Origin of the sequence: Salmonella enterica subsp. diarizonae (assembly GCF_008692785.1) — a bacterium.
Taxonomy (GTDB): Bacteria; Pseudomonadota; Gammaproteobacteria; order Enterobacterales; family Enterobacteriaceae; genus Salmonella; species Salmonella diarizonae.
On sequence record NZ_VXJV01000009.1, the window covers coordinates 224291 to 237976 of the forward strand.

Consider the following 13686-nt stretch of genomic DNA (forward strand, 5'->3'; position numbering starts at 1 on the left):
TGTTTATTATCCCTTCTGAATCCGTTTTGCAGAATAGCGTATTCGGCCTGGCAGACTACACCGCCAGGCGACGATATACCGGATGGCGACGCGTGGCGTCTTATCCGGTCTACAACACACGAACATAGGCCTGATAAGCATAGCGCCATCAGGCATTCAGGTCGTATCACCCAGCTACTACTGTGGCAATACGCTTTCCTGCGCATCACAGAAAAGCATGACTATACGGGGTAATCCAGGCTATAGTCTTATAAATCAACCAGTTTAACCGGCATCCGCCCTTTCAGGTCACACCAGGAATTATGCTTACACGCGACTCCTCTTCCGGTCGGAAAATCCTGCTTACCTGTATCATTACGGGGATGGCGGCAGCATTACTTATTGGTAGCCTGCAATTTTTCCTGTCGTGGCATAAACGGGATGTTAAATACAATACGCTCCTTTCTGATGTACAACATTATCTTGTCAGCTATTTCGCCGACCTGAAAGCCACCACCGATATTCTTCAGCCGTTGACGATCAACACCTGTCAGCAGGTTGGCGCAGAACTCACCTCAAGAGCCGCTTTTAGCCTCAATGTGCGCGCCTTCTTATTGATTAAAGATAAAAAAGTCTTCTGTTCTTCCGCCACTGGCGTCATGAATATGCCGCTTCAGCAACTGGTACCGGAGATAGATATCCGTAAAAACGTTGATATGGCGATTCTGCCCGGCACGCCAATGATGCCCAACAAACCGGCAATGGTGATTTGGTATCGAAATCCATTATTAAATGACAGCGGCGTATTCACATCGCTGAATATTAACCTGACGCCCTACTTACTCTATACCACGCGCCAGGACGATTTTAACGGCATCGCTCTGATTGTCGGCAATACCGTGCTGTCGACCTTTTCTTCGCGTCTGCTGACCGTCGCGGAGCTGCCAGGCACGCCATCACGACAGGCAACCATCAGCGGCCTGCCGCTTAAAATACAGCTTTATGCCGATAGCTGGACCTACAATGATTTGTGGTATGCGTTGATGCTGGGCTGTATTAGCGGCATCGTGGCGGGGTTTATCTGTTACTTTATCTATGCCCTCCGGACGCGACCAGGCAAAGAGATTTTAACGGCAATCAAACACGAGCAGTTTTATGTGGTTTATCAGCCCGTCGTCGATACTCGTACGCTGAGCGTCACCGGGCTTGAAGTCTTACTACGCTGGCGTCACCCTACGGCAGGAGAGATTCCGCCGGATGCCTTTATCCACTATGCCGAAGCGCAGCAACTTATCGTACGGTTAACGCAGCATCTGTTCGAGCTGATCGCCCGCGACGCTCCCACGCTACAGAAGGTGATGCCCGTCGGCGCCAAATTTGGCATTAACATCGCGCCGGAACATCTGCACAGCGACAGTTTTAAAGAGGATATGCACCGGCTCAGGGACGCCCTGCCCGCGCGCCATTTTCATATTGTGCTGGAAATCACTGAACGCGATATGCTTCAGCAGCATGAAGCGGCCAAGCTGTTCGAATGGCTGCATTCCGCCGGGTTTGAAATCGCCGTGGATGATTTCGGTACAGGCCATAGCGCCCTGATCTATCTGGAGCGATTTACGTTAGATTATCTGAAAATTGATCGCGGCTTTATCCAGGCGATCGGCACGGAAACCGTCACGTCGCCGGTTCTGGATACCGTGCTGACGCTCTCCAGGCGCCTGAATATGCTGACGGTGGCCGAGGGCGTTGAAACGCCGGAGCAGGCCCGTTGGCTACGCGATCATGGTGTTAATTATTTGCAGGGGTACTGGATTAGCCGTCCTTTACCCCTTAAAGATTTCGTGCTGTGGATGTCGGCGCCTTCTGTGCCTGAATGGTAGTCCCCTTATGGTTTTAACGGATTCACATCAGACGCGACGTCACTTATTATTCAGCGAGACGCCTGTTGGCTTGCAACAGACGATACGATAAGGAAACCGCCTTCAGATGATTGCGCGCGTAATGCTTCTGCTTGTCGCCCTGGTTAGCGCTGGTGCCCAGGCCCAAGCCCAGGCGATCAAAGAAAGCTACGCTTTTGCCGTACTCGGCGAACCTAAGTATGCTTTTAACTTTGATCACTTTGATTATGTGAATCCTGCTGCGCCGAAAGGCGGTCAAATGACGCTTTCCGCTATTGGCACGTTCGATAATTTCAACCGCTACTCGCTGCGCGGCAATCCCGGCGTACGTACCGAAGCCCTTTACGATACGCTTTTTACCACCTCGGATGATGAACCCGGAAGCTATTATCCACTGATTGCCGACCATGCCCGCTATGCCGCCGACTATTCCTGGGTGGAAATTACGATTAATCCCCGCGCCCGTTTTCACGATGGTACGCCCATTACCGCCCGCGATGTGGCCTTTACTTTTCATAAGTTTATGACCGAAGGTGTACCGCAGTTTCGTCTGGTCTATAAAGGCACTACCGTGAAGGCGATTGCGCCTTTAACCGTGCGAATTGAGCTGGCGAAGCCTGGTAAAGAAGACATGCTTAGCCTGTTTTCATTACCGATCATGCCCGAAAAATTCTGGAAAAATCACAAACTCAGCGCTCCGCTTTCAACGCCTCCCTTAGCCAGCGGGCCATACCGGATTACTCAGTGGAAAATGGGCCAGTACATTGTCTATTCACGCGTCAAAAACTACTGGGCGGCTAATCTGCCGGTCAATCGTGGACGTTTTAACCTCGACACTATCCGCTACGATTACTACCTTGATGACAATGTCGCTTTCGAAGCGTTTAAAGCGGGCGCATTTGATCTACGGCTGGAAAACGATGCTAAAAACTGGGCGACGCGCTATATCGGTAAAAATTTCGATAATCATTACATCATTAAAGAAGAGCAGAAAAACGAGTCGGCGCAGGACACTCGCTGGCTGGCCTTTAACATTCAGCGCCCGGTATTTAAAGACCGACGGGTACGTGAAGCCGTCACCCTGGCCTTCGATTTTGAGTGGATGAATAAAGCGCTGTTCTATAATGCCTGGAGCCGAACCAACAGTTACTTCCAGAATACCGAATACGCCGCCAGAAATTACCCTGACGCCGACGAACTGGTATTACTCGCGCCGATGAAAAAAGATCTTCCTCCTGAAGTCTTCACTCAGATCTATCAGCCGCCGGTCTCTAACGGCGACGGCTACGATCGCGAAAATCTTCTTAAAGCTGACGCCTTGTTGACGCAGGCCGGATGGGTGATCAACGGACAGCAACGGGTCAATAGCGTCACCGGTAAGCCTCTGACGTTTGAACTTCTCCTTCCTGCCAGCAGTAATAGCCAGTGGGTTCTGCCCTTCCAGCATAATCTTCAGCGTCTGGGCATTACGATGACTATCCGTCAGGTTGATAATTCTCAACTCACCAATCGGATGCGTAGCCGCGACTATGACATGATGCCGAGGCTATGGCGGGCGATGCCCTGGCCCAGTTCCGATCTACAAATCTCATGGGCGTCGGAATACATTAACTCCAGTTATAACGCTCCCGGCGTACAAAGCCCGGTGGTTGATAAACTGATCGCGCAAATTATCGCAGCGCAGGGTGATAAAGCGAAACTGGTGCCGCTGGGACGGGCGCTGGATCGCGTGCTGACCTGGAACTATTACATGCTGCCGATGTGGTATATGGCGCAAGACAGGCTCGCCTGGTGGGATAAATTCTCCCATCCGGCGATTCGCCCGGTATATACCATCGGGTTAGATACCTGGTGGTATGATGTCAACAAAGCCGCCAAACTACCGGCAGCCAGGAGGTAGTAAGAATCAATGGGCGCCTATCTTATCCGCCGTCTGTTACTGGTGATCCCCACGCTATGGGCCATTATTACCATTAACTTTTTTATCGTGCAGATCGCTCCCGGCGGCCCTGTCGATCAGGCAATTGCCGCGATTGAGTTTGGTCAGGGCGGCGCGTTGCCCGGCGCCAGCGGCGAAGGCGTTCGCGCCAGTCATGCGCAAACCGGCGTCGGCAATATCAGCGACAGCCATTACCGCGGTGGCCGGGGGCTCGATCCGGAGGTGATCGCGGAGATCACCCATCGCTACGGCTTCGACAAACCGCTGCATGAGCGTTATTTCAAGATGCTACGGGACTATCTCTCTTTTGACTTCGGCGACAGTCTGTTTCGCAGCGCATCCGTACTAACGCTGATCAAAGATAGTCTTCCCGTCTCCATTACCCTGGGATTATGGAGCACGCTGATTATTTATCTGGTGTCTATCCCGCTGGGGATTCGCAAAGCCGTCCATAACGGCAGCCGCTTTGATGTGTGGAGCAGCGCGTTTATCATTATCGGTTATGCGATCCCTGCCTTTCTGTTCGCTATTTTATTAATCGTCTTTTTTGCCGGCGGCAGCTACTACGATATCTTTCCGCTGCGTGGCCTGGTCTCCGCCAACTTTGACACGTTACCGTGGTACCAGAAAATCACCGATTATTTGTGGCATATTACGCTACCGGTGTTGGCGACCGTCATTGGCGGTTTTGCCGCCCTGACGATGCTGACGAAAAATTCGTTTCTCGACGAGGTACGTAAACAGTATGTCGTTACCGCTCGTGCTAAAGGCGTTAGTGAAAAAAACATTCTCTGGAAACACGTATTTCGTAACGCCATGCTGTTGGTCATCGCCGGTTTTCCCGCCACCTTTATCAGTATGTTTTTTACCGGATCGCTGCTGATTGAAGTCATGTTCTCGCTCAACGGCCTGGGACTGCTGGGTTACGAAGCCACCGTTTCGCGCGACTATCCGGTGATGTTCGGTACGCTTTATATCTTTACCCTGATTGGCTTATTACTGAATATCCTGAGCGATATCAGCTATACGCTGGTCGATCCACGCATTGATTTTGAGGGACGATAATGCCGCGATTAAGCCCGGTCAATCAGGCGCGCTGGGCGCGTTTCCGCCATAATCGCCGGGGCTACTGGTCGCTATGGATTTTTTTGGTCGTATTCAGCCTGAGCTTATGCGCGGAACTGATTGCTAACGATAAACCATTGCTGGTGCGCTATGAAGGCCAGTGGTATTTTCCGCTGGTGAAAAATTACAGCGAGCGCGATTTCGGCGGCCCGCTGGCGACAACAGCGGATTATCAAGACCCCTGGCTACAACGGCAGCTTGAGAATAGGGGCTGGGTGTTGTGGGCGCCCGTACGTTTTGGCGCCAATACCATTAACTTTGCCACTACACAACCTTTCCCCTCCCCGCCTTCGGCGAAAAACTGGCTGGGCACCGATGCGAATGGCGGCGACGTTTTCGCCCGCATCCTGTACGGCACCCGCATTTCTATTTTATTCGGCCTGATGTTAACGATTTGCTCCAGCGTCATGGGCGTACTGGCGGGCGCGTTACAGGGCTATTATGGCGGCAAAGTCGATTTATGGGGACAACGTCTCATTGAAGTCTGGTCGGGGATGCCGACCCTGTTTCTGATCATTTTACTTTCCAGCGTGGTGCAGCCTAACTTCTGGTGGCTGCTGGCTATAACCGTGCTGTTTGGCTGGATGAGTCTGGTGGGCGTCGTGCGCGCCGAGTTTTTACGGACCCGCAATTTTGACTATATCCGCGCCGCGCAGGCGCTTGGCGTCAGCGATCGTGACATTATCCTGCGTCATATGTTGCCTAATGCGATGGTCGCTACCCTGACATTTTTACCGTTCATTTTATGTAGTTCCATCACTACGCTGACGTCGCTGGATTTTCTGGGATTCGGTCTGCCGCTTGGCTCTCCTTCTCTCGGCGAACTTCTCTTACAGGGGAAAAACAACTTACAGGCACCCTGGCTGGGGATCGCCGCCTTTCTGTCTGTCGCCATTCTGTTATCGCTGCTGATTTTTATTGGCGAAGCGGTACGCGACGCCTTTGATCCTGCCAGGGCGGTATAAGATGACATCTCCATTGCTTGCAATTGAAAATTTATCGGTAGGTTTCCGTCAGCAACAGAACGTGCGTCCTGTCGTTAACGCCATCTCGTTACAGGTGAACGCCGGGGAAACGCTAGCGCTGGTCGGCGAGTCCGGGTCAGGAAAAAGCGTGACGGCGCTTTCCATTCTGCGTCTTTTGCCTACCCCTCCCGTCGTCTACCTCTCCGGCGATATTCGTTTTCACGGCGAATCATTGCTTCATGCCAGCGAGCAGACGCTACGCGGCGTGCGCGGCAATAGAATCGCCATGATTTTTCAGGAACCGATGGTTTCACTTAACCCGCTGCATACGCTGGAAAAACAGCTCTATGAAGTACTGTCGCTCCATCGGGGAATGCGTCGGGAGGCGGCAAGGGCTGAGATTATCAATTGTCTCGATCGGGTCGGCATCCGCCAGGCGACTCAGCGTCTGCGCGATTATCCTCATCAGCTTTCCGGCGGCGAGCGCCAGCGCGTCATGATCGCCATGGCGCTGTTAACACGGCCGGAATTACTTATCGCCGATGAGCCGACCACCGCCCTCGACGTCTCCGTACAGGCGCAGATTTTACACCTGCTGCGGGAACTCCAGCGCGAGCTCAATATGGGATTGCTGTTTATCACCCATAATCTCAGCATTGTAAAAAAACTGGCGGATTCGGTGGCGGTAATGCAATACGGCAATTGCGTAGAGTACCAACGCGCCGACACGCTGTTATCCGCGCCGACTCATCCGTACACGCAAAAACTACTCAACAGCGAACCCGCAGGCGATCCGGTCCCTCTCCCCGCCGGGCAGGCGCCATTGCTGGAAGTGGACAGGCTGCGTGTCGCCTTCCCGATCCGCAAAGGCATTCTGAAGCGCGTCGTGGATCATAATGTGGTGGTTAACAATATCAGTTTCACCCTGCATCCAGGCGAAACGCTGGGTCTGGTCGGCGAGTCAGGGTCGGGGAAAAGTACCACCGGTCTGGCGCTGTTACGGCTTATCCACTCCGAAGGCCGCATCGTATTTGACGGTCAATCGCTGGATACGTTAAACCGCCGCCAGCTTTTACCTGTTCGCCACCGTATCCAGGTCGTATTTCAGGACCCGAATTCATCGCTAAACCCGCGTTTAAACGTCTTGCAAATTATCGAAGAAGGCTTGCGCGTCCACCAGCCCACGCTTTCAGGCGCGCAGCGCGAACAGCAGGTGGAAGCGGTCATGATGGAAGTCGGCCTGGACCCGGAAACGCGGCATCGTTATCCCGCTGAGTTTTCCGGCGGCCAGCGTCAACGTATCGCCGTCGCCAGGGCGCTGATTTTAAAACCGTCGCTTATCATTCTGGATGAACCGACCTCATCGCTGGATAAAACCGTTCAGGCGCAGATTCTTGCTCTCCTGAAATCGCTACAGCAAAAGCATCGTCTGGCCTATATCTTCATTAGCCACGATCTGCAGGTAGTCCGCGCGCTGTGTCATCAGGTTATCGTGCTGCGGCAGGGGGAAGTCGTTGAACAGGGGCAATGCGAGCGCGTGTTTACCGCACCGCAACAGGCGTATACGCGTCAGCTACTCGCGTTAAGCTGACGCTTAAAAAGGATTATGGTTAGAAAAAGGTTCCGCTATCGCCACGCCGAAATTTTTCAACCGGCAGGTGGCGGCGAACTCATCCTGACGATTAACGAACAGGCATGGTTCCCCTTCGCACTCCAGCACGGAGCAAGGGACTTCAATATCGCTTAGCGCCTGGCTGAGCTTATGCATCACCGACCACGCGCTATCGCCTGCCGGACTCAACAGTTTAAGCGCCACCAGACTATTCTCGGTGCTCTGCCCGTTTTGCGGAATCGGTTCAACCTTTGACCCCGCGAAACCCGCCGACCAGCGATAGTTTTGCGGCAGGCGATGAACAATTGAGAGCTGTAATGTATTCACTTTCTTTCCCCGGAAGCACAATTACTTCACAATTTATTTACATCAATATTAACACATCATTGACAATCCGTCCTTAAACAGATTGCTAACGCCCGTATCTCCGTCAGTGGCTCTACAGCAAGCGGGTGTTAAAATATTTTTACCGGCGCGGAGATAACGGCGGGCTATATGTACCCGTTTCTGCGATCTAACTCAACCTTTTTAACTACAATGATGTGACTTTTTACATAAATGGATTTTACATAAAATAAACATAAAGAAGGGAAATGATGAATTGGTAATTGATATACATCAACTACGGAAGCCGTTTGGCTTTGCCATCGTGTAGCTGATAGCGTCCCTCAACGCTTCCTGCGCGTTCTTCGCCAGTCATTTGAGGGACACACCACGCCGGTCACCGTTTTTTGGGACGGCTGGCGTAGAGATAAAACAGAATGGAACAGGCGGCGCAAAGCGCAATCGACCAGATCATCGGCCACGCGCTGGTAAAGGTAGCCAGTGACAGCAACGCGCCGACGATGGCGCCAATACCAAAACGGAAGGTGCCCGCCAACGAAGATGCCGTTCCGGCCATATGCGGAAACTCATCCAAAATGACCGCCATCGCATTGGACGAAACCATCGACACACAGCCGACAAACGCCGCAACGCCGACCACCAGCGCCCAGAATCCAATGCCCATCAGCGCGCTGAAAACCATCCACGCCGCCATCGCAAACTGAATCCATAGCCCGGCCCGAAACATGTTTAACGCCCCTACTCGTCTGACAAAACGGCTGTTGATAATCGTCATCACAAACAGGAATACGATGTTCAATGCGAAGTAGTAGCCGAAATCCTGCGGCGGAACATGATTAATTTCGATATAGACAAATGGCCCTGCGCTCAAAAAAGAGAACATACCGGCAAAACTAAACCCGCTCGCCAGCATATAACTCAGTACGCGTTTGTGGCGAAACAATGCAGCAAAGTTACCTATTGTGGTACGAATATGAAAAGGCTGACGCCGCTCAACGGGAAGCGTCTCTTTAATCAGAGCAAAGATCATGACTGACGCCAGAATCGCCGCGATGGCCAGTATCCAGAAGATATAGTGCCAGCTTAACCATACCAACACCCAGCCGCCGACAATGGGCGCCATTAACGGCGCTATCGTAGTGACCAGCATGACAAACGACATCATGCGCGAAAACTCTTCCTTTGGATAAATGTCCCGCATCAGCGCATTGATGACGACGCTTGCCGCCGCTGCCGCCAAACCGTGAAAGAAACGCATCACGATCAGCTGATCGATAGTCTGCGCCAACGCACAGGCGACCGCCGCAGCGGCAAATACCAGCGTCCCGCCCAGGATAACCGGCTTACGCCCGAGGCTATCCGCCATCGGACCATAGATAAGCTGACCCAGCGCAAACCCCAAAATATAGGTGCTGAGCGTCATCTGCGCGCTACCGGCAGGCACGCCGAATTGTGCAGAAATCACCGGCAGCGCTGGAAGATACATATCGATCGACAGCGGCATTAACATGGCCAAAAGGCCAAGGATAAAGACAATGGCAAAGGAAGAGTGCTGCCGGGTAGTCACATCGAACTCCTGAATTTAACGAGATAGTTAGCCGACGCTGGCGATTTCTTCTTCAGTCAACGGGCGATACTCGCCGGGAGCCAGATTCTCATCCAGCGTAATGGCGCCAATCCGTTCGCGGTGCAGTTCCACAACGTGATTGCCTACCGCGGCAAACATCCGCTTCACCTGATGATAACGGCCTTCGCTGATGGTCAGACGGACCTGCACAGGCGTTACCACCTCCAGCGTAGCGGGTTTAGTAAGATCTTTTTCATTATGCAACTGCACGCCTTTCGCAAATTGCGCCGCCGTATCGTCTGCCACCGGAGTCTCCAGGGTCACCAGATAGGTTTTTTCACAATGATGGCGCGGCGACGTAATGCGGTGCGACCACTGACCGTCATCTGTCATTAACACCAGACCGGTAGTATCGATATCCAGACGTCCTGCGGCATGCAGCTTATACGCCACCGGCTCATCCAGGAAATACAGCACCGTTGGATGATCGGGATCGTCGGTTGAACAAACGTATCCCTGCGGCTTGTTAAGCATAAAATAGCGTGGCCCGTGTTGCTGCGCTAAGGGATTACCGTCATACGCAACCGCATGTTCCGGGAGCAGTTTGAAGGCCGCATTTTTAATGATGTCGCCATCGACGGTAACGCGGTTACCACGAATTTCACGCCCGGCAATAGCGCGGCTGACGCCAAGCTGCTGAGCGATAAATTTATCAAGTCGCATGTATGTGATTTAGCCTGTAAGAATACGGAAATCGGGCATTCTACCCGAAAAAAGGAAATTGCTATCCGCTCAGTATAGCGGGCTAACTATATCCCTCAAGGGAAATGATTCATGGCATACTATTCCCGGAACCGTTTAATGTAGTGAGACCATGATTTTTACACTCCGCCCCTACCAGCAAGAAGCCGTAGACGCCACGCTCAGCCACTTTCGCCGCCACCGTACCCCTGCCGTGATTGTTCTGCCGACCGGCGCAGGTAAAAGCCTGGTGATCGCCGAACTGGCTCGCGTCGCCCGCGGACGGGTACTGGTGTTGGCGCATGTGAAGGAGCTGGTCGCGCAGAACCACGCCAAATATTGCGCTCTGGGGCTGGAAGCGGATATTTTCGCCGCCGGCCTCAAACGTAAAGAAAGTCAAGGTAAGGTCGTGTTCGGCAGCGTACAGTCGGTGGCGCGTAATCTTGACGCCTTCCAGGAGGAGTTTTCGCTGTTGATTGTCGATGAATGCCACCGCATCGGCGACGCTGAAGATAGTCAGTATCAGCAAATCCTCACTCACCTGAGTAAAGTTAATCCTCACTTACGTCTGCTTGGGCTAACCGCCACGCCTTTCCGCCTCGGAAAAGGCTGGATTTATCAATTTCATTATCACGGTATGGTGCGCGGCAACGAGAACGCTCTGTTTCGCGACTGTATTTATGAACTGCCGCTGCGCTATATGATTAAACACGGCTATCTGACGCCGCCGGAGCGTCTTGATATGCCGGTCGTACAATATGATTTCAGCCGCCTGCAGGCCCAAAGCAATGGGCTGTTCAGCGAAGCCGACCTGAACCGCGAGCTGAAAAAGCAGCAACGGATTACGCCGCACATCATCAGCCAGATTATGGAATTTGCGCAGACGCGCAAAGGCGTGATGATTTTCGCCGCCACGGTCGAACATGCGAAAGAGATTGTCGGCCTGCTTGCGGCGGACGACGCGGCGTTGATTACCGGCGATACGCCAGGGCCCGAGCGCGACGCGCTGATTGATGATTTCAAGGCGCAGCGTTTTCGCTATCTGGTTAACGTCTCGGTGCTGACCACCGGCTTTGACGCCCCGCACGTTGATCTCATCGCGATTCTGCGCCCCACCGAGTCAGTTAGTCTTTACCAACAAATTGTCGGGCGTGGTCTGCGCCTTGCGCCGGGAAAGACCGATTGCCTGATTCTTGATTACGCTGGTAACCCGCACGACCTGTATGCTCCGGAGGTCGGCAGCCCGAAAGGAAAAAGCGATAACGTCCCTGTCCAGGTATTTTGCCCGGCCTGCGGCTTTGCCAACACCTTCTGGGGGAAAACCACTACCGACGGTACGCTGATTGAACACTTTGGCCGTCGCTGCCAGGGCTGGTTTGACGATGACGACGGCCATCGCGAGCAGTGCGATTTTCGCTTCCGCTTTAAAAACTGCCCACAGTGTAATGCCGAAAACGATATTGCCGCCCGACGCTGCCGGGAATGTGACGCCATTCTGGTCGATCCGGACGATATGTTAAAAGCGGCGCTCAGGCTCAAGGATGCGTTAGTCCTGCGCTGTAGCGGAATGACAATGCAGCATGGGCAGGATGAGAAAGGCGAATGGCTGAAAATCACTTACTATGACGAGGACGGCGCGGATGTCAGTGAGCGCTTCCGCTTACACACGCCCGCCCAGCGTACCGCTTTCGAACAGCTATTTATTCGCCCGCATACCCGCACGCCCGGCGTTCCTTTACGCTGGATCACGGCGGCGGATATTGTCGCACAGCAGGCGCTGTTGCGGCATCCCGATTTTGTGGTCGCGCGGATGAAAGGCCAGTACTGGCAGGTGCGTGAAAAAGTGTTCGACTATGAAGGCCGCTTCCGCCGGGCGCACGAATTACGTGGTTAATCGCACTTTTCATTGATGTAACGGCGATTTGAGTATAGAATCTCGCCCGCTTTTGCATACGCAAAGCAGATCACTTACCTGTTGCTGGGTCGCCTGTAGCAGGAATTATTAAAGAGAGATTTAAATGTTTACTATCAACGCAGAAGTACGTAAAGAGCAGGGTAAGGGTGCGAGCCGCCGCCTGCGCGCCGCTAACAAGTTCCCGGCAATCATCTACGGCGGTTCTGAAGCCCCGATTGCTATCGAACTGGACCACGACCAGGTGATGAACATGCAAGCTAAAGCTGAATTCTACAGCGAAGTTCTGACCCTCGTTGTTGACGGTAAAGAAGTAAAAGTTAAAGCTCAGGCTGTACAGCGTCACGCTTACAAACCAAAGCTGCAGCACATCGACTTCGTTCGCGCGTAATTGTCGACACGTTGCAAGAACCCCGCTCCGGCGGGGTTTTTTTATGGCGTTTTTGGTTTTTGTAGGCCGGATAGACGCCGCCATCCGGCATTGCCTGATGGCGCTACACTTAGGTTACTTTCCGCCCGACGTGCGCCGCTGCAACTGATCGCGCAAATTCGGCGGCGTCCCTTTGATAGTCAGCGTATCGGTTGCCGGGTCCCAGAAAATCCGCTCGCCCAGTAGCATCGCATCAAAGTTAATGGTTAACCCGCCGCCGCTGCCGGCATATTTCGTTAGCTGGCGCAGCGTACTCCGATCCGCCGGAAAACTCTCTTCCAGCTCATAGCCTTTTTCGGCGGTAAATTCGCTGAAACTTACCTCACTGACGCCGGAAAGCTCCTTCGACAGCGATTCCAGCTCAATCTCTTCCCCGGCTTGTAACTGTTCGTTACAGTAGCTGTAAACCTGTTGACGCACGTTCTGACGTTCTGCTTTATCCAACTGCGCTTCTGCGGTGAAATCATCTACCGCCTGCAACAGGCCTCGATTCTGCGCTTTGGCATTCAGCCCTTCACTGGCGCCGAGGAAATCCATAAAAAAGTCAGCGACCTTGCGCCCTACCCGACCTTTGAGAAACGTCAGATAGCGGGTCGATTGCGGATTAGTTTCCCACTCGGTAAGATCGATACGCGCCACGATATCCGCATGGTTGATATCAAGATAATGCGTCGGGTTAATATCCAGATTTTCATTTACCCGCATGCTGCTCAGGTTGTTCAGTACCGTAACCAGCAGATACTCCACCGCCAGGTAACGATAATGGCAGAACAGCACAATGCCGCCGTCCGCAAAGGGATACTTCGCCAGTTCGTCCCGCAGGCGTCCGGTCGCCGCCCGGCTAAAGGCAAGAAAATCTTCTTCCCCCTGACGTTGCAACCGCAGCGCTTGCGCCAGTTCACTCTCTTCGCTAAACAGGCCATACGCCTTATTCTTGGCGCTATAGACCCGATGCAGTTCAGCCACCATCTCGACAACGGTGGTTGTCGGCTCCAGCAATGAATCGCGCAAGACCAGCTCAAGATTTTGCTCATCACGCTTGATAAGCTGGTGCAGGGCAATCTGGTTGATATCCAGACTCATGATAAACTCTCCTTTAAGACCGGGCGGTATTCAACCACCGCCTGCCGGAAGACGCAAGCCGATCGCCCTGTCATTTCAGGCGTTATCCGT

General features: G+C 53.1%; 11 protein-coding genes. 7 read left to right on the plus strand and 4 right to left on the minus strand.

Annotated elements, in window-relative coordinates; genetic code table 11:
• The first annotated feature begins 302 nt into the window (after positions 1 to 302).
• From F4V72_RS19390 to yejF, 5 genes are all read left to right on the plus strand, one after another.
• The gene (locus tag F4V72_RS19390; protein WP_053510490.1) at positions 303 to 1859 is read left to right on the plus strand and encodes a cyclic di-GMP phosphodiesterase; all 1557 of its coding nucleotides are present in this window, start codon (positions 303 to 305) and stop codon (positions 1857 to 1859) included.
• A gap of 106 nt (positions 1860 to 1965) precedes the next feature.
• Positions 1966 to 3777, plus strand: a complete 1812-nt coding sequence (locus tag F4V72_RS19395; protein ID WP_136058180.1) for an extracellular solute-binding protein — start codon at positions 1966 to 1968, stop codon at positions 3775 to 3777.
• A 9-nt stretch (positions 3778 to 3786) separates the two neighbouring features.
• Positions 3787 to 4881, plus strand: a complete 1095-nt coding sequence (locus F4V72_RS19400; protein ID WP_000501623.1) for a microcin C ABC transporter permease YejB — start codon at positions 3787 to 3789, stop codon at positions 4879 to 4881.
• Positions 4881 to 5906: an ABC transporter permease gene (locus F4V72_RS19405; protein ID WP_001137762.1), complete on the plus strand. Its 1026-nt coding sequence runs from the start codon at positions 4881 to 4883 to the stop codon at positions 5904 to 5906. The genes F4V72_RS19400 and F4V72_RS19405 overlap by 1 nt, the downstream gene beginning before the upstream one ends.
• A gap of 1 nt (position 5907) precedes the next feature.
• Positions 5908 to 7497: a microcin C ABC transporter ATP-binding protein YejF gene (gene yejF, locus F4V72_RS19410; RefSeq protein WP_053510507.1), complete on the plus strand. Its 1590-nt coding sequence runs from the start codon at positions 5908 to 5910 to the stop codon at positions 7495 to 7497.
• 3 nt (positions 7498 to 7500) lie between these two features.
• On the opposite strand, the gene F4V72_RS19415 is transcribed toward yejF, so the two are convergent.
• From F4V72_RS19415 to rsuA, 3 genes are all read right to left on the minus strand, one after another.
• Positions 7501 to 7845, minus strand: a complete 345-nt coding sequence (locus F4V72_RS19415) for a YejG family protein (protein WP_023248354.1) — start codon at positions 7843 to 7845, stop codon at positions 7501 to 7503.
• 394 nt (positions 7846 to 8239) lie between these two features.
• Entirely contained in the window at positions 8240 to 9430 is a 1191-nt protein-coding gene (locus F4V72_RS19420; protein ID WP_023248355.1) for a Bcr/CflA family multidrug efflux MFS transporter, read from the minus strand.
• Between the two features lie 27 nt (positions 9431 to 9457).
• Complete coding sequence (gene rsuA / locus F4V72_RS19425; protein ID WP_053510511.1) at positions 9458 to 10153, minus strand: 16S rRNA pseudouridine(516) synthase RsuA; 696 nt, start codon at positions 10151 to 10153, stop codon at positions 9458 to 9460.
• A 151-nt stretch (positions 10154 to 10304) separates the two neighbouring features.
• Here rsuA and F4V72_RS19430 point away from each other — a divergent pair, with 151 nt between their 5' ends.
• Together F4V72_RS19430 and rplY are read left to right on the plus strand one after the other, a co-directional pair.
• Positions 10305 to 12065: a DEAD/DEAH box helicase gene (locus F4V72_RS19430; RefSeq protein ID WP_079813490.1), complete on the plus strand. Its 1761-nt coding sequence runs from the start codon at positions 10305 to 10307 to the stop codon at positions 12063 to 12065.
• 124 nt (positions 12066 to 12189) lie between these two features.
• On the plus strand, positions 12190 to 12474 hold the full coding sequence (gene rplY / locus F4V72_RS19435; RefSeq protein WP_000494191.1) for a 50S ribosomal protein L25: 285 nt from the start codon (positions 12190 to 12192) through the stop codon (positions 12472 to 12474).
• Between the two features lie 114 nt (positions 12475 to 12588).
• On the opposite strand, the gene yejK is transcribed toward rplY, so the two are convergent.
• A complete protein-coding gene (yejK, locus tag F4V72_RS19440; protein ID WP_000050812.1) occupies positions 12589 to 13596 on the minus strand; it encodes a nucleoid-associated protein YejK in 1008 nt (335 codons plus the stop codon).
• Positions 13597 to 13686: the final 90 nt, after the last annotated feature.

What these genes read in the sequence shown, in the direction of transcription:
- F4V72_RS19390 (WP_053510490.1), top strand. Translation starts at nt 303, where the DNA reads ATGCTTACACGCGACTCCTCTTCCGGTCGGAAAATCCTGCTTACCTGT.
- F4V72_RS19395 (WP_136058180.1), top strand. Translation starts at nt 1,966, where the DNA reads ATGATTGCGCGCGTAATGCTTCTGCTTGTCGCCCTGGTTAGCGCTGGT.
- F4V72_RS19400 (WP_000501623.1), top strand. Translation starts at nt 3,787, where the DNA reads ATGGGCGCCTATCTTATCCGCCGTCTGTTACTGGTGATCCCCACGCTA.
- F4V72_RS19405 (WP_001137762.1), top strand. Translation starts at nt 4,881, where the DNA reads ATGCCGCGATTAAGCCCGGTCAATCAGGCGCGCTGGGCGCGTTTCCGC.
- yejF (WP_053510507.1), top strand. Translation starts at nt 5,908, where the DNA reads ATGACATCTCCATTGCTTGCAATTGAAAATTTATCGGTAGGTTTCCGT.
- rsuA (WP_053510511.1), bottom strand. Translation starts at nt 10,153, where the DNA reads ATGCGACTTGATAAATTTATCGCTCAGCAGCTTGGCGTCAGCCGCGCT.
- F4V72_RS19430 (WP_079813490.1), top strand. Translation starts at nt 10,305, where the DNA reads ATGATTTTTACACTCCGCCCCTACCAGCAAGAAGCCGTAGACGCCACG.
- rplY (WP_000494191.1), top strand. Translation starts at nt 12,190, where the DNA reads ATGTTTACTATCAACGCAGAAGTACGTAAAGAGCAGGGTAAGGGTGCG.
- yejK (WP_000050812.1), bottom strand. Translation starts at nt 13,596, where the DNA reads ATGAGTCTGGATATCAACCAGATTGCCCTGCACCAGCTTATCAAGCGT.